Source organism: Microbacterium sp. cx-55, from assembly GCF_021117345.1.
In the GTDB taxonomy this organism is placed as follows: Bacteria; Actinomycetota; Actinomycetes; order Actinomycetales; family Microbacteriaceae; genus Microbacterium.
Genome location: NZ_CP088261.1, coordinates 528,727 through 546,636, shown reverse-complemented (window position 1 = coordinate 546,636; position 17,910 = coordinate 528,727). Strand labels below are relative to the sequence as shown.

The following is a 17,910-nucleotide window of genomic DNA, read 5'->3' as shown; positions in this document are numbered from 1 at the left end:
ATAATCAGGTATCGGCGGTGATGCCGACGATCTGGGGATGGGGGACGCGATGCCGTTGCGGAGCATGGAGACGTTGCAGTCGTGGTTGACGGAGTTCATCACCCAGGGGCACCCGGAGGTTCGGGCGCTCAAGGTGCTGAGCCAGGATGTCGACGACGACGGTGAGGTCGGACTCGTCCGCGTGCAGCTGGCGAACGCGAGCACCGTGACCTATCTCGAGCCCGCCGCTCCCGGATCGGTGCAGTGGATCGTCACGCTCGAACCGCGCGAGGACGTCGTCGTGCTGGACGCGGCCGGCCTGCAGAAGCTATCGGGCGAACTCGCTACCGTCGCGGCGCTGTGCTTCTTCCTTCAGGCGAAGTCGGAGGAGTTCCTCGCCGCCGCGCACTGACACGGCCCGGCGCCAAGCGACCGGGTCAACGCCCGGATGCGGACGCCGTCAGTTCCTCGAGAAGCTCCGCGAACGGATCCGTGACCTCGGCGCCTTTGCTGAGGGCCGCCGCCGTCAGGTCGTCGTCGAACCGGGTCAGGATGTTCCACGGGTCGGCCCGGAGGTCGATCGTGAGGTGGATGCGGCTCACCCGCCGATCGGATGCATCCGGCTCGCGGCGCACCGCATCCCGTTCGGCCAACCGGTCGATCAGGGTCGTCACACCGGCCGACGTGATGTTCAAGTGGTCGCGCAGCTCGCCGGATTTCAGACCCGGGTTCTCGGCGATGAACAGCAGCGCCCGCGCGTCCATCTCGTTGATGCCGAGCGTCTTGCGTGCTTCCCGCAGCGCGTCGGTTCGAGCGTCGATGTACCGGGCCAGAGCGCGGGCCAGGGAAGACTCGCGCGTCGTGGAACTCACCATCCGTCCATCGTGACACGAGAACCGACGATAAGTCGTGAGATTACCTAACGAACTTAGGGATAAGTCAGACTCTCTCGGAATTTTACCTAAGTTTGTTAGATAGTTTGCTAAGGTAAATCTCGCCGGGCACACCGGATCCGATCAAGGGACTCGACATGACGCTTCTCCACACGACGACCGGCCGCCCGAGCGCCCCTCGCCGCGCGACCTTCGTTGCCGCGCCGCGTCGCGCCCCGCAGATCACCGCATCCACGATGGCACTCACGGCCGTCGTCAGCGGCGCCGCAGCCCTCGCCGCGTGCGCCGCCACCCTGTCGATCACGTTCCTCTAACCCCCTCTCACACTGGAGTCGTCACCATGGGTCAGCTCTTCTACGCCAACACCGACACCGCCGTCGAGATCGACGACACGCTGCTGGCACACCTCCAGGTCGTGGCATCGACCAAGCTGCGCCGCAGCGAATCGTTCACGCTGACGCTCCGACGCACCGTCGGAGGCAAGGCCGGCCGCGAGACACTGTGGCTGCAGCCCTCCATCCCCCTCCGGTTCCAGTTCGAATCCGCCGAGCCCGTTCGCCTCGACCCAGCCGTGCTCCGGGGGCTCGCCGAACAGGCGAACTCGACCGCCGGACTCACCGTCGACCTCGACGCGGCCGGCGAACTGCCCGCGCAGATGTCGACCCGCAGCCGTCGCCCGCAGCCCGCGCTCTCGCGCGTCGCCTGATCAGTTATCCACCGTGCCCGAAATGAGCGGACGTGAACCGTTCAGTGTGGTACGAATAAGCGTTGTCGGTTCGCTCCCCGCGAAGGCCCGAACAGGCAGCACCCCGAGCTAGGCGAGGTCTCGACCTCTTCGCTCACATCCCCTCTCGCGGTGTCGCGAGAGGGGATGTCTCGTTCGAGGGAGACAGCGGTCTCAGCGCGTGATGATCGCCGCCACCACGAGCGCCACGACCCCGAGCGCGAGCATCGTCACGCCGACGTACACGCTCCAGTGCCGGCGCTGAGACACCTGGCGCCGGATGCGCGCATCACGCGATCGGGAATGGCGGGCATGCACCTTCGCTCGCTCTTTCTCTGCCGCGCGGATGCTGCGTTGGTCGGAACGCGAGTGGGTCATGGCCGTAGCCTCTCCAAAGCGGAAGACGACCGCGGAGGCACGGTCACCCGCAGGCTATCCCGCCGGCTTTTCGCCGAGGTTACGTGTCCGCGTACGTGAGAAATCGTGCGGGCGACGCGGCGCCATCCTCGGCCCTGCACCGTGGGGTGTCAGGCTTCGGCGAGGAACGCGAGCGCCGCGGTGCGGAACTCGCGGGAGCCCGGCGCGTTGAAGTGGTGCCGCCCGGGAATCTCCAGGAATCGTCCGTTCTCGCACGCGGCAGCGAGGGACTTCGAGCCCTCCAGGATGCCGTCGAGCGAGCCCGTCGCGAACAGCACCGGCTGGGTCGGCGCCCGGTCCGGCGACGGATCGGCGACGCCCGACGCCCGCATCCCCTCCGCGATCGCGAGGAGCGCCCGGAGATCGTTGCCGCCGACGCGCTCGATCAACTGCACGTAGTTCTGCGTGACCTTGTCGGTGACCGGTGTGCCGTCCTCGACGAAAGCCCGCGCCTGGTCGAGATCGAGACGACTGAGGGGCACACCATCCGGCACTCCCCCGAGCACGACGCGCTCGACCCGGCCGCGGAAGTCCTGCGCGACCTCCCACCCGACGCGGGCACCGAGCGAGTAGCCGACGTAGAACGCGGTGTCGACGAGGTACGTGTCGAGCACGGCCTCGACATCATCGGCCATCGTGCGCAGCCCGTACTGCAGAGGATCGTGCGGCTTGTCGCTGCGGCCGTGGCCACGCTGGTCGAGCGCGAGCACGCGGTACCCGGCGCGCTGCAGATCGCGCACCCACCCCGTGTTCACCCAGTTGTCGCGGGTGCTCGAGGCGAAGCCGTGCACGAGCAGCACGGTGAGGCCGGTGTCCTCGCCCCACGAATAGGTCGCGATCCGCTGGCCGTCACCGGCCATGACGTACTGGGGTTCGGGCATCGACGTCAGATCGGGCAGCGCAGTGGTCACGGCACGATTCTCCTCCCGGCGCCGCATCGGAGCGAATTACGCTGACACGGTGAGCGATGTCGTCAGCCTGGAGCTGCTCCTGGACCCCGAGAGCGAGGCCGCCGTGCGCGCCGACTGGCAGCGTCTCGCGGATGCCGGACTCTCGAGCCTCGCCGCGCACACGTCGCCAAGCAATCGCCCGCACCTGACCCTGCTGGCCCGGCCGACGCTCGCGGCCCTCGATGTCTCCGGGGTCGTCGCGCGCTTGCCGATCCCGGTGCGGCTGGGGGCCGCCCTGCTCTTCGGCGCGGGCGACCGTCGCGTGCTCGCGCGCCACGTGGTGCCGACCGGCGATCTGCTCGCGGTCCATCGCGGTGTGCACACGGCGGCGGGTGACACCGAGGCGGACGCGCCGCACACCGCTCCCGGCGCGTGGACGCCGCACATCACGCTCGCGCGGCGACTCCGGCTCGAGACGCTCCCGCAGGCGCTCGACCTGCTCGGCCCCGAGATCGAGGGCGCGCTGGTGTCGCTCCGTCGGTGGGATTCCGCATCCGCCCGCGTCACCGTGCTCGGCTGACGCCTCAGTCCCCCACCGTGGATCGGGGGCGGTCCTCGGCCATCGCCCGCGCGTGCTCGGTTTTCCCTCGGGCGATCAGGCGATCGTCCCGCCGCCAGACGCCGACCGCCTCGCGCAGCCGGCCGACGAGCGCACGGAATGCGGCTCCCGGAGTGGCCGCGAGCGGCTCGCGCACCTCGGCCTCGGCATCCGACATGCGGTTCAACAGGTCGTCGGTGTCGCGCGGCATCCGCGCGAACTCCAGGCACAGCTTCGCGACCCCGTCCGCGTGGCCGTGCATGACCGAGTGCCCGGCGCCGCCGATCTCCCACGTCGAGGCGAACGGGATGCTCTCGGCGACCCGCTGCGCCCACTCGCGCGGAACGACCGCGTCGTGCTCACCACGGATGACGAGCGTCCGTGCACGGATCTTCGCGAACCGGTCCTCGATCGGAAACCGCATCATCACGGGCAGGATGCGGAAGAACCAACGGAACCCGCACGTCAGGTAGGCGCTCAACGCGAGCAGCTTGACCTTGAACGGTTCGTGCCAGGTGGCCCGCAGGAACCGCCAGGCGAGAACCGGGAGTCGTCGGGCGTGCGGGTCGACGACCGGACCGATGAGGACGACGGTCTGCAGGTCGGCGCGACGCGCGGCGACCTCAGCCACGAGCTGCGTGCCCATCGAGTGCCCGATCAGGATCGGATCATGGAGCTGCAGATCGTCGATCACCGCCTCGACCAGGTCGGCGTACTGCCCGATCGTCATGGCGCGACCCGGATGCGGAACGCCCCCGAAACCCGGCAGGTCGAGGGCGTGCACGGCCCCGAACTCGTTCAGGTGCGGGGCGAGCCGCTCGAAGTACGTCGCGGCGACGCCGATGCCGGCGACCAGGACGAAGGCCCGCTCGCCCTCGGCGGCGATTGTCGACACCCGCGCGTAGACCGCGCCGCGGCGCACTCGGGTGACGTCGACGGTGACATCGGGGGCATTGCGACGGTGCGCGCGGGCCGGCATCCCCCCATCCTCGCAAACACCGGAGCACGGTACGCGCCGCGCGCGGGCGGTGTCCACCCCCGCGCGCCCGGCCCGCCGCGTTCTACGGTCGAGGCACCATTCGTTCGCCCACAGGAGGAGAACCCCATGTCCGGATCCGAGAACCCGCAGAACCGTGACGGCAGCGACGAGATCGCCGAGAACCTCGGCGCGACCGACGCGGCCTCGCTCGAAGGCCCCGACGTCGAGGTGTCGGTCGACGATGCACCCGGCGGCTCCGTGTCCCCCAAATAACCGATACCGGATCCGTCACGGATGCGGTGAACTGGTTTCGAGCTCGCGGGTGGCTCATGCGGCGACATAAGAAGGTCCCGACCATCGTGCGGATGGTCGGGACCTATGTCACACGAGCCTTCGCGGGGAACGTGCGTTACCAGTATGCGTCATCCGAGCGCCTCCGATGAGCCGCTCTGCACAGCTTTGCCTGTGCATTTCGCCATAGCCCGCGGCGACGCGGTCAGGACGACGCGTCGGCTAGCTTCTGCGAACGCCGGCGCACCGAGAGGTCGACGACCGAGATGACGAACGCGATCGCCACCGCGATCCCGACCGACACCATGCCGAACCCGTACGCGTCGTGGAAGACGACCGCGTCGACCGCGACGTCTTGCTCGCGGTACACCGTGGCGTAGAACAGCGCGAGGGCGATCGCCGTTCCGACGGCGGTGCCGATGCGCTGGCCGAGTTGCCCGACCGAACCCGCCAGGCCCCCCTGACGCACCGGGATGTCGGCGAGGGTGAGGGTCTGGTTCGGCGAGATCACGAGACCGCCACCGATACCGCCGATGATCATGACACCCGCCATCACGTAGGGCGTCGCCGCATCCGGCACGTACAGCGCCGTCGCGACGAGACCAGCGACGCAGACGAGCACCAGCGCGAGCCCCCAGACGACGACCGGGCGCCCGTAGGTGCCGACCAGGTTGCCGCCCACCCACGACGAGACCGCGCTCGCGAGCGCGAAGCCGATCGTGACCATGCCCGCGAATACGGGTTCGATGTGCAGCCCGCTCTGCAGATAGAGCGTCGTAAGCAGGAACATCGATGGGGCGGCTGTGAAGTACGCGGCCTGGAGAATCGTGCCGTTGCGGTACGACGCGATCTTGAAGAGACCGAGGGGGATCAGGGGCTGTTTACCGCGCTCGGCGTACCGGCGCTCCCACGCGATGAAACCCGCCCCGACGAGCACGAAGGCAACCAGCAGCCACCAGCGGCGCGGATCATCGCTCGGCGACCCCGTCGTGAAGAGGAATGGCGCCATCAGCGCCACGATCGTGAGTCCGAACAGCACGAGACCGATCGGGTCGAGCGCGAGGGGGCGCGACGATCGGGTGCGTGTCGTCGGGAGCAGCCAGACGGCCGCCGCGATCGCGGCAAGCCCCAGGGGCAGGTTCATCCAGAAGATGAGGCGCCATCCGTCGGTCTCGCCGCCGACGGCGATCAGCAGGCCGCCGAGCGTCGGACCGAAGGCCGTCGCGACACCGATCGTCGCGCCGAAGAGCCCGAACGCCCGCCCACGTTCCTTGCCTTGGAACAGCTGCTGGATGAGCCCCAGCACCTGCGGCATCTGCGTGCCGGCCGCCATGCCCTGCACGAGCCGGGCCGCGAGCAGCACGCCCGTGTTCGGGGCGACCGCGCAGGCAACGCTCGCGAGGGTGAAGACCGAGAGCCCGATGAGGAACAGCGCGCGACGCGATCGCTGGTCGCCGATGCGTCCCATCGGCACGAGGAACAGGCCGAAGGTGAGCACGTAGCCGGAGACGATCAGCTGCAGTTCGGTCGAGCCCGCACCGAACGCGGTCTCGATCGAGGGCAGCGCCACATTGACCTTCGACAGGTCGAGGATCGTCAGGCCCGCGACCGCCACACACACCCAGAACGCCCGCCAACGAGTGGCGGGCGACAGCGGAATGTCGGTCGTGATCGGGTTCGCGCCGGTGTTCGGCGAGCTCGCGGCGCCGGGCATCAGGGCTGATCGCGCCGGGCGAAGACCGACCGCAGGACGAAGAACACCACGAGGGCGACGATCGCGACGAGCACGAGCTTCACGAGGAACGCGACCACCGAGAAGAGGATGTTGACGAGGATCCAGCCGATCACGATGGCTGCGACCACGCCGAGGAGAGTCCAGAGGCTGTTCTTTGTCACCGGTCCAGCCTACGACCGACCTGTGACGGCGCGGCCAGAGGGAATCCGAATCACGCTGGGTCCCTGCGGTGTCGCCTCCACGAGCAACTGCGCGGGAAGCTGTTCCTTCATCGCCTCCACGTGGCTGATGACTCCGACCGTTCGCCCTCCCGCGCGCAGCTCGTCGAGCGCGCGCATCGCGAACTCGAGCGTCTCGGCATCGAGCGAACCGAAGCCCTCGTCGATGAAGAGCGTGTCGAGACGCAACCCGCCGGCCCGGTTCGTAACGACCTCCGCGAGGCCCAACGCCAGCGAGAGCGAGGCGAGGAAGGTCTCACCGCCAGACAGCGATTGCGGTGGGCGGGACTGCCCGGTGTGGGCGTCCATGACCTCGATGCCGAGCCCGGATGCAGCGCCGCGCGCGGCGAGCGAATCGGTGTGCAGCAGCGAGTACCGGCCCGACGACATGTCGGCCAGTCGCAGGTTCGCGGCGCCCACGATGTCTTCGAGCTCGGCGGCGAGCACGAACGTTTCGAGCGTCATGCGCCTGGTATTGGGCGCGCGCCCCTGCAGGGTGTCGGCGAGCCTGGCGACGACGGCGGCATCTTCGTCGAGGAGGGCGATCTCGGCGTACGCGGTGTCGGTGCGCTGCACCAGATCGCGGAGGCGCTCGGCGGTCGTGCGGGCGACGCTCAGCGCCGTGATGGACTCGGCCCGCGCGGCATCGGCCGCCGCGAGCGCCGCCTCCGCCGGGGCAAGGTCGACGCGCTCGTCGGGGATGCCCGCCAGCTCCAGTTGCAGCTCGAGCAGGCGCGCCCGCACGACCGCGAGCTGCTGGTCGTGTTCCGCGACCCGGTCCCGCAGCCGCTGCACCGTGGGGGCCGGGAGGAGGGCTGCGGTCGCGGCCTCCGCATCCGGGAACGGCGAGGCGGCGAGGCGGTCGGCGAGGTCGGATGCGGCTGCCGCCGCCGCGGCATCCGCCGTCGCCTGCGCGCGGATCGCGGCACGCAGCGCGCGGGCGCGCTCCCGCCGCGCGGTCGCCTGTTGCACGCGCTCGGCGACCGACGCGAACGCGCCGCGCGCGGTCTCGACCGCGCCGCGCAGGGCGTCGGCCGTGGTCGCCGCGCGGGCGGCGTCTTCGCGGACGACGGCGAGTTCGGCCGCGAGCGACTCGACATCGCGGGCCGCCTGGGCCTCGCGCTCCACGAGCGCTGCGCGGCGCGCCTGCAGCGCGTCCCGCTGGGTCTCGGCGGCCGTCGCGGCCGCGACCTGAGCCTCGGCCTCCGCGAGTTGTGCGGCGAGGTCGGCGACGGGCTCCCCGCCGGCGCGCGCGGCGAGCGCGGCGTGCGCACTGCGATGCTCGCGCGCCTCGTCTCCCGCACGGCGCTCCGCCGCCACCGCTTCCTCGCGGGCACGCTCGGCCGCCGCGATCATGTCGTCGGTGACGGGTTCGTCGGTCGGCGCCGCCGGATGCGGATGCGCGGTCGCACCGCACACGGCGCAGGGCTCGCCGTCGACCAGCGCCGCTGCGAGCTCGCCGGCGTGGCCGGCGAGGCGTCGCTGCAGGAGTGCGGTGAGGGCGCTCCCCGCCGCGGCGGACGCATCCAGCGCCGCCGCATAGGCCGCATCCGCCGCCGCCACCTCGGGGAGGAGCGTCTCGGCGGATCGCGCCGCCTCGAGCCGCTGCGCGAGAGCCGCGAGCGCGGCGCGAAGGGCCTCGGCCGCACCCGCCGCGGCGCGAGCGGTCGCCAGCTCATCGTCGAGCGACGCCAGCTCGGCAGGCACCGTCGCGCGACTGCCGCGCAGGGCCGCGAGCGCCGCCTCCTGGGTCGCCGCGCGATCGACGAGCGCCGTGTGCGTCGCCTCCGCGCTCACCAGGTCGCGCTCGGCGCTCTCGGCCGCCTGCCACCGGGCGAGGCCACCCGTCAGCTGGTCATCGAGCGCATCCAGCGCAACGAGGTCGACGTCGGGGTCGTCGCCGCCCGCCTCCCAGCGATCGGCCGCGACGCGCACCGCATCCGACGCGGCGGTCTGCGTCGCCGCCGTCTGCGCGACGGCGTCGAGCGACGCGCGCAGCGTCTCGGCGGCGACGGCGCGTTCGATTCGCGTTCGATCGGCGTCGATGTCGGCCGCTTCCGCCTCGAGCGCGGCGAGTTGCGTCGCCGCCGCATCCCGTGCGGTCTGCGCTGCACGCAGCGCGCTGACCCGGGCGTGCTCGGCCGCCGCAACGACAGCTGCAGCCTCGGCGGCGGTCCGCTCCTGTGCGCGGACCTCGACGCGGTACTCGGCGCGCTGCACGGCCGTGACCGCCGCCTGCCGCCGCGCGCCGAGATCATCCTCGGCAGGAGCCGGTTCGGCGCCCTCGAGATGCTGCTCGGCGATCAGCCGCTCGGCTTCGGTGAGCAGGCTCGCGGCGCCCACGCCCCGGTCTCGGACCAGCTGCTGCGCCGTCTTCCGCAGCTCATCGAGCGCCCGCGCGTAGTCCTCGTAGCGCCGCGTGCCGAACAGGGTGCGAAGGAGCGCCTGGCGTTCGTCGTTCTTGGCGAGCAGGAACCGGGAGAACTTGTTCTGCGCGAGCAGGATGACCTGCTGGAACTGCTGCAGGTTCAGCCCGAGGACCCCGTCGAGCACTTCGGCCACGTCGCGCGGCTTGCCCGCCCGACCCACCCACCCACCGTCCGTGAGCTCGAACAGCTCGGCGCGCGCGGATTCGCGGGTCTCTCCATCGCCGCGGAGCTTCGGGCGCGAGTACTCCGGCGCCCGGATCACCCGCCAGCGGGAGCCACCGACCGTGAATTCGAGCCGCACCTCGGTCGGGTCGTCGGGTCGGCAGTGGTCGCTGCGGAGCCGGCGGTCAGGCCCGTCGTAGCGGGGAACGTTGCCGTACAGCGCGAAGCACACGCCGTCGAGCACGCTGGACTTACCGGCGCCGGTGCGTCCCGAGATGAGGAAGATGCCGTCGGCATCGAATCGATCGAAGTCCACCGTCTGGGTGTCGCGGAACGGGCCGAACCCGGTGAGCTCCAGACGGTGCAGTTTCACCTCTGCGCCTCGGCGAGCACGGCCGCGATCGGACGGTCGTCGGCGATCAGGTCGCCGATGAGTTCGGCCTCGCGCTCGCTCGCCGCCTCGCCTTCGCGAACGTGCACGAGGAACGCGTCGATCAGCTCGCGGTCGCTGCGGGCGGCCCGCACCCGGTCGACGTACGTGCGTCCATCATCGGCAGGCGCAACGGCCGGCGTGTGGCTCACGGTCGCGCAGAACGGGAACCGCTCCTGCAGCCGGCGCATGACATCGCGCTGCGGCAGGGTGTCGGTGTACTCCACACACACCCACGCATCCGCGGCGCCCGCGTAGAGGTCGCTCTCGATCAACTCGGCGAGCGGCGCCCGCAGTACCTCGAGGCGGCGAGGCACAGGCAGGTCGAGCCAGGTGACGTCGGCGAGCCCCGACACATCGAGATCGACGAGCCACGACCCGCGCAGGCGTCCCTTCTCTCCGAAGCTGTAGTGCAGCGGCGCCCCGGCGTACCGCACGCGTTCCGACAGCCGCTGGCGCCCGTGGATGTGCCCGAGCGCGACGTAGTCTGGCCCGTCGAAGACGTTCAGCGGCACGACGTCGAGGTTGCCCTGGCGGATCTCGCGCTCGACGCCCGGGGTGGCCTCGATGCCGGCCGCGAAGCAGTGCGCGATCGCGACGGAGCGCCCGCCGCGGACGGCGAGGTCGGCCCGCACGAGATCCATCGCGTGCGCGAGGGTCTGCGCCTGGGTGCGCAGCTCGACGCCGTCCCACAGGTGACGCACGCGGGCGGGCTCGAGGTAGGGGATGCCGTAGAGATGCACGGGTCCGTCGGCATCCGGAATCGTGATGGGCGAGCCCACCGACAGCGGGTCGGTGACCACGTGGATGCCCTCACGGAGGAGCCCGGCCTGAAAGCCGAGGCGTGCGGCGGAATCGTGGTTGCCGCTCGTGACGACGACCCGCGCACCGGTATCAGCGAGACCGCGCAGGGTGTCGCTGAGGAGCGTGTAGCACTCGGCGGCGGGAGTCGCGGAGTCGAACACGTCGCCCGCCACGATCACGACGTCGACGTCGTTCTCGCGCACCTGCGTGACGAGCGTCTCGAGCACACCGCGGAGCGCCTCGAGCGTCGACCACCCGTGGAAGGTGCGCCCGATGTGCCAATCGGAGGTGTGCAGGATGCGCATGCCTTCACGCTATGTCGAGCCTCCGACACCGCCGTGATCCCGCGCCCGGGCGGGCGAAACACGAACACGAAACATACGACGCATAGGGTTTCACTCATGGAACTGCGCGCGGTCTGCGTCGTCTATCTCCTGCGCCGCAGCGCCGGGGTAGACGAGGTTCTGCTCGGCTACAAGCGCACCGGTCTTGGACTCGGCCGCGTCGTCGGCATCGGCGGCAAGGTCGAACCCGGCGAGAGCATCACGGATGCCGCCGTCCGCGAAGTGCGCGAAGAGACCGAGCTGGAGATCTCGACGGCCGATCTCGAACCGGTCGGGGTCTTCGACTACCTGTTCCCCGCCGAACCGTCGTGGTCGCAGCGATCGCACGTGTTCGTCTGCCGGCAGTTCGCCGGAACTCCCGCCGAGACCGAGGAGATCGTGCCCGCATGGTTCGCGGTCGACGACGTACCGTTCGAGCGGATGTGGGACGACGCCCGCCGGTGGCTCCCCGGAGTTCTCCGCGGCGGGCAGGCAGGCGCCACCTTCACGTTCGGCGATGATCTCGCGACCGTGGTCGCCGAGTCCCCCGGGCTCCCGGGCGGCGCGGCGATCGCACACTGACGCCCGGGGCCGTGCGGGAGCGGTCAGCCCGCCGCGACGCGCTTCGCGAGAGCGGCGAACCGGTCGTCGTCCACGCCGCCGATGCCCGCATCCGAGAACCGCTGCCGCAGCACATCCACGATGCGGTCGTGGTCGGCGCCCGGCACATCGATCCGCGTCTGCGCGACGATGCCGTTGATCTTGTCGTCGATCGACGCGTCGTGCTGATCCATCAGGGGCGCGTCCTGCGTCTCCCCTGGATGCGGCGACGAGGCCTCGGTGTCGGACTGGTTCGGGTCGGTGAAGGTCGGTGCGGCATCCGTCTCGGTGGCGGCCGCTGCATCCTCCCGCTCGTTCTGCGCGTCGGCGCTGTACTTCTCGTTGTCGCCCATGGTCACTCTCCGGTCGCGAGGTCGGGGTCGGCGGCCTGTCCGGGCTCGTCCGACTCGATCAGTTCGGGTGAGTCGATGGCCTCGGCGTTCTGCGCTTCGGTTTCCGCGTCGGCGACGTCGCCGCTCTCCCATCCGCCGGGCGGGTTCGCGTTGATGACACCTTCGGGCAGATCACGATCGTCCATGGCGTACTCCTCTTGTTGCCCCCAGCATCCTCGGCCGCGCGTGCGTGGGACGGGGGATTGACGCTGCCGGATGCGGTGAGTAGGTCCGCCGACCGCGACGGAGGCGCGGGCGGCGCGGGAGGGTAGTCCGCTTACGCGGAGCGGCGGGCCTGGAGGATTCCGGCGCGCTCCGGGTGCGCGTCGAACCACTCGGCGACGTACCAGCACACCGGGATGACCTCGCGGTCGCCCTGCTGTTCGAGCGACGCGACGGCCCGCTCGACGAGCGCTCCCGCGTAGCCGTGACCACGGAACGTGGGGATGGTGAACGCCCGGGTCATCGCCACGGATCGGCCGTCATCGCGGTAATCGAGCACGCTCACCAGATCGTTGCCATCGTGCAGCGTGTAGCGCGAGGCATCCTTCTCGTCCGTGAATCGCAGATCGGTCACCCGCCCAGGCTACGCCGCCGGGGAGGCCCCGGATCCGTTCGCGGGCACCGTCATAATTCGTCACACGGCCGGGGCCGGGGCGGCGCAGTTTGACGGGCACAGCGGACTCCGTGATAATCGGGGTCATGACTGACAATGCACGTTCTCTGTCCGCCTGGGAGGCGAACGGGACTGCCGGCACCATGATGGCCGGTCGCATTGTTCTGTGTTGTCGAATGTGCAGCTGAATCGGTGACCCCCGTCGGACTCGCCCGCTGAATCCTCGCAGCGAGTCCCCGGTGCCGTTCATTTGAGCGAGTGCCGCGCACCCGGCCCCACGACGGGCCGAGAACAACAACACGAAGAGCCGGGCGCCGCGCGCCGGCTCACTCTCCGCAAGGACTTCTGCCATGTCGACCACTGCCCTCATCGACCACACCGCCCCCGCCACGCGTCCCGCCCTCCGCATCGTGGACGACGCATCCGTCGCCGCATCCGCCCCCGCCCCCGAGGCGCCCGCCGCTGACCGCAGCATCCCCGCCGGCACCGCACCGCGCGGGTTCGGCCTGTACGTCGGGTTCGACGAGGCGAAGGCCGCCGCATCCGGTGTCTCGCTCGGCCGGATCGTCGAGGCCCTCCGCCGCACACTGCACGAGCTCGCCCCCGACGCCGAGACCTACGCGACCGTCGCGCTCGCCCCGGCCGGCGCCGGTGGCCGTGACGTCGACGTCGTGCGTCTGGCCCTGCACGAGCCGTCCGCGGTCGCCCGCACGAAGCCCGAGATCGAGGTCGAAGAGCGCGCCGAGGCCGGCGTCGTCGTCGACATCTCTCGCAAGCGCGTGCTGATCGACGGCGAGTCCGCCGCCTTCACGTTCAAGGAGTTCGAGCTGCTGCAGTACCTCGTGCTCCGCGAGGGACGCACGATCGAGCGCACCGAACTGGTCTCCTCGCTCTGGCAGCTCGGTGACGACGAGGCCCCCGGCGAGCGCACGATCGACGTGCACGTGCGGCGTCTGCGCGCCAAGCTGGGTCGCTTCGAAGACATCGTCCGCACCGTGCGCGGTGTCGGCTACCGCTTCGACCGGCACGCCGACGTCGCCATCCGCTACGGCCACGGCACTCCCTCCCCCGACCGCTTCTGACCGCGAGACTGCACTTTCGCGGCGAGACGTTGGTCGACAGCCGCTGTCTCGCCGCTCGACTGCTGTCTCGCGGTCCGGGATCGACCGGGCAGACGGCGGATGCGGACGGCGGATGTCGGCGGGGGACGCTTAGGGTGAGCCCATGACCCCGACCGGAACCGCGACCGCTCCGCGCGCGGCACCGGTGGAGCGAGCGGAGCAGGCCGAGCGACCGGCACCGGCGGAGCGAGACGCGCCCCGCGCCCCGCACGCCCGGCTCGAGACGACGTACACGCCACGGCACGCGCTCGATCTGCACCGCACGGTCGTGCACCAACGGCACGGGAGCAACGACCCGAGCCTCGTCGTCGACGGGCCGGTCATCTGGCGGGCGAGCCGCACCCCGGCGGGGATCGCCACGGTCGCCCTGCGCGCCACGGCGGGAGGCGCGGTGCGCGCCGCGGCATGGGGACCGGGCGCCGACTGGGCGCTCGATCAAGTGCCCGCGCTCTGCGGCGCCCACGACGATCCCGACGGCTTCGACGCCGATCGGCATCCGCTCATCGCGTCGAGCCATCACCGCCACCCGGGGCTGCGGCTCGGACGCACCGACCTGGTCTTCGACGCCCTCGCGAGCGCGATCTTCGAGCAGAAGGTCACCGGGATGCAGGCGTTCGGCGCCTGGCGACGGATCGTGACGTGGTTCGGTGAGCGCGCGCCCGGCCCGACGCCGCGCCCCATGTTCGCACCGCCCTCGATCGACCAGTGGCGGCGAATTCCGTCGTGGTCGTGGCATCGTGCCGGCCTCGAGCCGGCCCAGTCCCGGACGGTCGTGCAGGTCGCAGCGCGCGGAACCTCCCTCGTCCGCACCCTCGACGCCGCGGCGGGCGGCGAAGCGCGCGAATCGGTTCTCACCGCCCTCCGCGGAGTCGGGCCGTGGACGTCGGCCGAGACCCGCATCCGCGCCTATGGGGATCCGGATGCGGTCAGCGTCGGCGATTACCACCTCGCGCACCAGGTCGGTCACGCCCTCACCGGAACCCGCACCGACGACGACGGCATGCTCGCGCTGCTCGCCCCCTGGGCCGGGCACCGCCAGCGGGTCATCCGGCTGATCGGCGCGAGCGGGGTGCAGGAACCGCGCCGAGGGCCTCGACTGCATCCGGAGGACCACCGCGCGCGCTGACCCCCTCTTGTGGCCGTCGGGCCCCGCGGTCACACTGGCCGTGTCCGAACCCGTTTCGAAGGAGAAACCATGTTGCGCCTCAATCCGTACCTGTCGTTCCAGGCCGAGACCCGTGCCGCGATGGAGTTCTACCAGTCCGTTCTGGGTGGGGACCTCGTGATCGACACGTTCGAGGGCTACGAGGAGATGGGCATCTCGCCCGATGACATGCATCTGGTCATGCACGCGCAGCTCACCACCCCGGGCGGCCTGGTCCTGATGGCGTCGGACACCCCGCCCGGCATGCCGTATCAGGCGGCCGCGGGCGTCTCGGTTTCGCTTTCGGGCAACGACAGCGAGGCCCTGCAGGCCGCGTGGGACGGGCTCGCCGCAGACGGAACGGTGACGCTGCCGTACGAGATCCCGCCGTGGGGCGGAAAGTTCGGCATGCTCATCGACCGTTTCGGGATCCCGTGGATGGTGGCGGCCGACGCGTGATGCGCCGCATCCGGACGCGGTCCCCTAGCCTGAGTCCATGAGCGCATCCGGAACCGGCTGGCCGCGTGGCCGCACCACATGGGCCCTCGGCACCGTCCTCCTCTTCGCGGTCGGGGTGTTCGTCGGCCTCGCCCTCGGGAGCGTGTGGGTCGGCCTCCTGATCGCCGCCGCGGTCTCGGTCGGCTGGGTGATCGCCTACGAGTCGTGGCGCGGGCGCAACGTCGGAATCTACGATCGCGACGACGACGGCGCACAGCTGTAACGGCGTCGCCCGGGCGAGGAATCTGGATCCCGGTCGCGGCGACCTCCTAGGATGAGGCCGTGACGACACCGGCAGCCGCGATTCCTCCGATCGATGTCCCCTCCGCCGCAGGGCCCGCGCTGCAGCTGCGCGGTCTCCTCAAACGGTTCGGCGAGAAGGTCGCGGTCGACCAGCTCGATCTGGACGTGCCGACCGGGTCGTTCTACGGACTCGTCGGCCCGAACGGCGCCGGAAAGACGACCACCCTGTCCATGGCGACCGGACTTCTCCGCCCCGACGCGGGTGCGGCGGTCCTGCACGGAGTGGATGTCTGGCGCGACCCGGTCGCCGCGAAGGCCATGATCGGCAACCTCGCCGACGGCGTACGGCTCTTCGACCGGCTGACCGGCGAGCAGCTCATCACCTACACGGGCATGATGTTCGGCGTCCCGCGCGACCAGCTCGCCGGTCGCACCGCGGATCTTCTGGCGCTGATGGATCTCGGTCAGGCCGCGGGCACCCCCGTCGTCGACTACTCCGCCGGCATGACCAAGAAGGTGGCCCTCGCCTGCGCGCTCGTGCACGCGCCCCGCATCCTCGTCCTCGACGAGCCCTTCGAATCGGTCGACCCGGTCTCTGCGGCGAACATCGAGGACGTGCTCCGCAGCTACACGAGCAGCGGCGGAACCGTCATCGTCTCCAGCCACTCGATGGACCTCGTGCAGCGCATGTGCGATCACGTCGCCGTCATCGCCGGCGGGCGCGTGCTCGCGGCCGGAACCGTCGACGAGGTGCGCGGGGCGAACACCCTGCAGGATCGCTTCGTCGAACTCGTCGGCGGCCGCCACCACACGGAAGGCCCCGAGTGGTTGCGACTCTCCTGAGGATCCGGTTCCGCGTCCTCGGCAACACGCTCGCCTCGAGCCCCTGGCAGCTCGTCGGCTTCATCCTCGGCACCCTCGGTGCGCTCGGCATGCTCGCGCTCGTCTGGGCGGGCCTGTTCGCGGTCGGCTTCGCCGGACTGGATGCGAGTCGCCTCGTCGTGACGATCGCCGGGGCCGTGCTCCTCCTGGGGTGGACGCTCGGCCCGCTGTTCATCGCCGGTGTCGACACGACGCTCGATCCCGCCAAGCTCGCGCCCTTCCCCATCACGACCGGTCAGCTGATGCGCGCCCTGACCCTCGCCGGGCTGACCGGCGTTCCCGGCCTGGCCACGACCGTGGGCGCGCTCGGCATCTTCCTGGCGTACTTCCGCTGGCCGGCCGCCGCAGCCGCCGCCGTGCTGTGCGTTCCGCTGGGCCTGCTCACGGTCGTCGTCGCGTCGCGCCTGGTGGCCGCGCTCACGAGCGGAGCCGGCGGCAACCGGCGCACGCGAGAGCTGATCGGCGGGGCCGCGTTCCTCGTGATCCTGCTCGCCGGCCCCCTCACCCTCGGCATCCTGAACCTCGTCGAGGCGGGCGTCACGGCAGGACCTGACCCCCTCGGCCGGATCAGCGGGTTCGTCGCGACACTCTCGTGGACGCCGCTCGCCGCAGTCTGGGCCGTGCCCGGCGATCTCGCCGCCGGAGCTCTTCTGCCGGCGCTCGGCAAGCTGCTCATCGCGATCGCCACCCTCGTGGCACTGTGGCTGCTCTGGCGGCTCAGCCTCGTCACCGCGCTGACCTCGCCCTCGCACCGGAGCGCCGCGACCGTGAAGTCCGGAAAGCTCGGCTGGTTCGGGCGGATGCGGACGAGCCCGACCGGCGCCACCTGGGCGCGCGCGCAGACCTACTGGCTGCACGATCCGCGCTACCTCCGGCAGCTGCTGGTCGTGCCGATCTTCCCGCTGCTCATGCTGTTCTACTCGGGCGGCGACGTGACGAGTCCGCTGTTCGCATTCTCCGGGGTGCTCGTCGCGTTCATCCTCGGGGTCGTGCCCTACGCGGACGTGTCGTACGACGGCACGGCGTTCGCCACGGTGCTGACCACCGGCATCCGGGGCCGTCAAGACCGCGCCGGACGGATCCTCGCCGCCAGCGCGATCGGCGTGCCGCTGATCATCGCCATCGACCTGCTCGCGACGGGGCTGTCGGGGCGTTGGGAGCTGCTGCCGCCGGTGCTCGGTGCGAGCATCGGGCTTCTGCTCACCGGATACGGCGTCAGCGCGGTCACGTCGGCGTACATCGTGGTGCCGGTTCCGGCGCCCGGCGACAGCCCGTTCAAGCGGGTCCCCGGCACGAACGCCCTCGCCGGCCTGACGATGCTCGGCATCTGGCTCGGAATCGGTGTGCTCGGGCTCCCCTCGCTCGTGCCCGCCATCCTCGCCGCGGCCACCGGACAGGCGCTGTTCGGTTGGGTCGCGCTGGTCGCCGGGTTCGGTCTCGGCGCCGTATTCGCGGTGGGCGGGGTGTTCCTCGGCGGTCGCTCCTTCGATCGCAACGCTCCCGCGCTGCTAGCGCGCCTGCGCGCATTCAAGAACGCGTAAC

At 70.9% G+C, this 17,910-nt stretch carries 23 protein-coding genes; 12 read left to right on the top strand and 11 right to left on the bottom strand.

Translation table 11 applies throughout. The features are described from left to right. The first annotated feature begins 37 nt into the window (after positions 1–37). The gene (locus LQ938_RS02655) at positions 38–391 is read left to right on the top strand and encodes a protein-L-isoaspartate carboxylmethyltransferase (protein WP_223722513.1); all 354 of its coding nucleotides are present in this window, start codon (positions 38–40) and stop codon (positions 389–391) included. A gap of 25 nt (positions 392–416) precedes the next feature. Here the strand turns inward: LQ938_RS02655 and LQ938_RS02650 are convergent, their stop codons facing one another. Continuing rightward, positions 417–854 carry a MarR family winged helix-turn-helix transcriptional regulator gene (locus LQ938_RS02650; RefSeq protein WP_223722512.1) on the bottom strand — a complete coding sequence of 146 codons (438 nt, stop codon included), beginning with the start codon at positions 852–854 and terminating at the stop codon, positions 417–419. Positions 855–1,009: 155 nt separating this feature from the next. Here LQ938_RS02650 and LQ938_RS02645 point away from each other — a divergent pair, with 155 nt between their 5' ends. Then, entirely contained in the window at positions 1,010–1,186 is a 177-nt protein-coding gene (locus LQ938_RS02645; RefSeq protein ID WP_223722511.1) for a hypothetical protein, read from the top strand. A 26-nt stretch (positions 1,187–1,212) separates the two neighbouring features. Next, on the top strand, positions 1,213–1,578 hold the full coding sequence (locus LQ938_RS02640; protein WP_223722510.1) for a DUF7882 family protein: 366 nt from the start codon (positions 1,213–1,215) through the stop codon (positions 1,576–1,578). A gap of 192 nt (positions 1,579–1,770) precedes the next feature. Here LQ938_RS02640 and LQ938_RS02635 read toward each other — a convergent pair whose 3' ends face one another. Together LQ938_RS02635 and LQ938_RS02630 are read right to left on the bottom strand one after the other, a co-directional pair. Then, positions 1,771–1,974: a hypothetical protein gene (locus LQ938_RS02635; protein ID WP_223722509.1), complete on the bottom strand. Its 204-nt coding sequence runs from the start codon at positions 1,972–1,974 to the stop codon at positions 1,771–1,773. A gap of 149 nt (positions 1,975–2,123) precedes the next feature. Beyond that, positions 2,124–2,924 carry an alpha/beta fold hydrolase gene (locus LQ938_RS02630; RefSeq protein ID WP_223722508.1) on the bottom strand — a complete coding sequence of 267 codons (801 nt, stop codon included), beginning with the start codon at positions 2,922–2,924 and terminating at the stop codon, positions 2,124–2,126. Positions 2,925–2,973: 49 nt separating this feature from the next. Between LQ938_RS02630 and LQ938_RS02625 the strand changes: the two genes are divergently transcribed. After that, entirely contained in the window at positions 2,974–3,483 is a 510-nt protein-coding gene (locus LQ938_RS02625) for a 2'-5' RNA ligase family protein (protein ID WP_223722507.1), read from the top strand. Positions 3,484–3,487: 4 nt separating this feature from the next. Here the strand turns inward: LQ938_RS02625 and LQ938_RS02620 are convergent, their stop codons facing one another. Further along, positions 3,488–4,480, bottom strand: a complete 993-nt coding sequence (locus LQ938_RS02620; RefSeq protein WP_223722506.1) for an alpha/beta fold hydrolase — start codon at positions 4,478–4,480, stop codon at positions 3,488–3,490. Between the two features lie 126 nt (positions 4,481–4,606). Here LQ938_RS02620 and LQ938_RS02615 point away from each other — a divergent pair, with 126 nt between their 5' ends. Further along, the gene (locus LQ938_RS02615) at positions 4,607–4,753 is read left to right on the top strand and encodes a hypothetical protein (RefSeq protein ID WP_223722505.1); all 147 of its coding nucleotides are present in this window, start codon (positions 4,607–4,609) and stop codon (positions 4,751–4,753) included. A gap of 223 nt (positions 4,754–4,976) precedes the next feature. Here LQ938_RS02615 and LQ938_RS02610 read toward each other — a convergent pair whose 3' ends face one another. Genes LQ938_RS02610 through LQ938_RS02595 form a run of 4 tightly spaced genes read right to left on the bottom strand, consistent with a single transcriptional unit; the run spans position 4,977 to position 10,854 of the window. Further along, entirely contained in the window at positions 4,977–6,485 is a 1,509-nt protein-coding gene (locus tag LQ938_RS02610) for an MFS transporter (RefSeq protein WP_223722504.1), read from the bottom strand. Next, positions 6,485–6,667, bottom strand: coding sequence for a hypothetical protein (locus tag LQ938_RS02605; RefSeq protein WP_223722503.1), 183 nt, complete (start codon positions 6,665–6,667; stop codon positions 6,485–6,487). Before LQ938_RS02605 ends, LQ938_RS02610 begins: the two co-directional genes overlap by 1 nt. 9 nt (positions 6,668–6,676) lie before the next feature. Further along, positions 6,677–9,688 carry an AAA family ATPase gene (locus LQ938_RS02600; RefSeq protein WP_223722502.1) on the bottom strand — a complete coding sequence of 1,004 codons (3,012 nt, stop codon included), beginning with the start codon at positions 9,686–9,688 and terminating at the stop codon, positions 6,677–6,679. After that, the gene (locus LQ938_RS02595) at positions 9,685–10,854 is read right to left on the bottom strand and encodes an exonuclease SbcCD subunit D (protein WP_223722501.1); all 1,170 of its coding nucleotides are present in this window, start codon (positions 10,852–10,854) and stop codon (positions 9,685–9,687) included. Before LQ938_RS02595 ends, LQ938_RS02600 begins: the two co-directional genes overlap by 4 nt. 96 nt (positions 10,855–10,950) lie before the next feature. On the opposite strand from LQ938_RS02595, the gene LQ938_RS02590 reads away from it, so the two are divergent. Then, the gene (locus tag LQ938_RS02590) at positions 10,951–11,454 is read left to right on the top strand and encodes an 8-oxo-dGTP diphosphatase (RefSeq protein WP_223722500.1); all 504 of its coding nucleotides are present in this window, start codon (positions 10,951–10,953) and stop codon (positions 11,452–11,454) included. A 23-nt stretch (positions 11,455–11,477) separates the two neighbouring features. Here LQ938_RS02590 and LQ938_RS02585 read toward each other — a convergent pair whose 3' ends face one another. From LQ938_RS02585 to LQ938_RS02575, 3 genes are all read right to left on the bottom strand, one after another. After that, a complete protein-coding gene (locus tag LQ938_RS02585) occupies positions 11,478–11,825 on the bottom strand; it encodes a hypothetical protein (protein ID WP_223722499.1) in 348 nt (115 codons plus the stop codon). Between the two features lie 2 nt (positions 11,826–11,827). Further along, a complete protein-coding gene (locus LQ938_RS02580; protein ID WP_223722498.1) occupies positions 11,828–12,010 on the bottom strand; it encodes a hypothetical protein in 183 nt (60 codons plus the stop codon). Positions 12,011–12,141: 131 nt separating this feature from the next. Continuing rightward, a complete protein-coding gene (locus LQ938_RS02575) occupies positions 12,142–12,441 on the bottom strand; it encodes a GNAT family N-acetyltransferase (RefSeq protein WP_223722497.1) in 300 nt (99 codons plus the stop codon). 389 nt (positions 12,442–12,830) lie between these two features. Here LQ938_RS02575 and LQ938_RS02570 point away from each other — a divergent pair, with 389 nt between their 5' ends. The 6 genes from LQ938_RS02570 to LQ938_RS02545 all read left to right on the top strand — a co-directional run bounded on the left by LQ938_RS02570 (position 12,831) and on the right by LQ938_RS02545 (position 17,909). Then, positions 12,831–13,562 (top strand): winged helix-turn-helix domain-containing protein, encoded by a 732-nt coding sequence (locus LQ938_RS02570; protein ID WP_223722496.1) that lies wholly within the window; start codon positions 12,831–12,833, stop codon positions 13,560–13,562. Positions 13,563–13,704: 142 nt separating this feature from the next. Next, positions 13,705–14,727 (top strand): DNA-3-methyladenine glycosylase family protein, encoded by a 1,023-nt coding sequence (locus tag LQ938_RS02565; RefSeq protein WP_223722495.1) that lies wholly within the window; start codon positions 13,705–13,707, stop codon positions 14,725–14,727. Positions 14,728–14,796: 69 nt separating this feature from the next. Next, complete coding sequence (locus LQ938_RS02560) at positions 14,797–15,204, top strand: VOC family protein (protein WP_223722494.1); 408 nt, start codon at positions 14,797–14,799, stop codon at positions 15,202–15,204. A gap of 37 nt (positions 15,205–15,241) precedes the next feature. After that, positions 15,242–15,466, top strand: coding sequence for a hypothetical protein (locus LQ938_RS02555; protein WP_223722493.1), 225 nt, complete (start codon positions 15,242–15,244; stop codon positions 15,464–15,466). A 59-nt stretch (positions 15,467–15,525) separates the two neighbouring features. Beyond that, positions 15,526–16,329: an ABC transporter ATP-binding protein gene (locus LQ938_RS02550; protein ID WP_223722492.1), complete on the top strand. Its 804-nt coding sequence runs from the start codon at positions 15,526–15,528 to the stop codon at positions 16,327–16,329. Continuing rightward, positions 16,311–17,909 carry a hypothetical protein gene (locus LQ938_RS02545; RefSeq protein WP_223722491.1) on the top strand — a complete coding sequence of 533 codons (1,599 nt, stop codon included), beginning with the start codon at positions 16,311–16,313 and terminating at the stop codon, positions 17,907–17,909. The genes LQ938_RS02550 and LQ938_RS02545 overlap by 19 nt, the downstream gene beginning before the upstream one ends. Position 17,910: the final 1 nt, after the last annotated feature.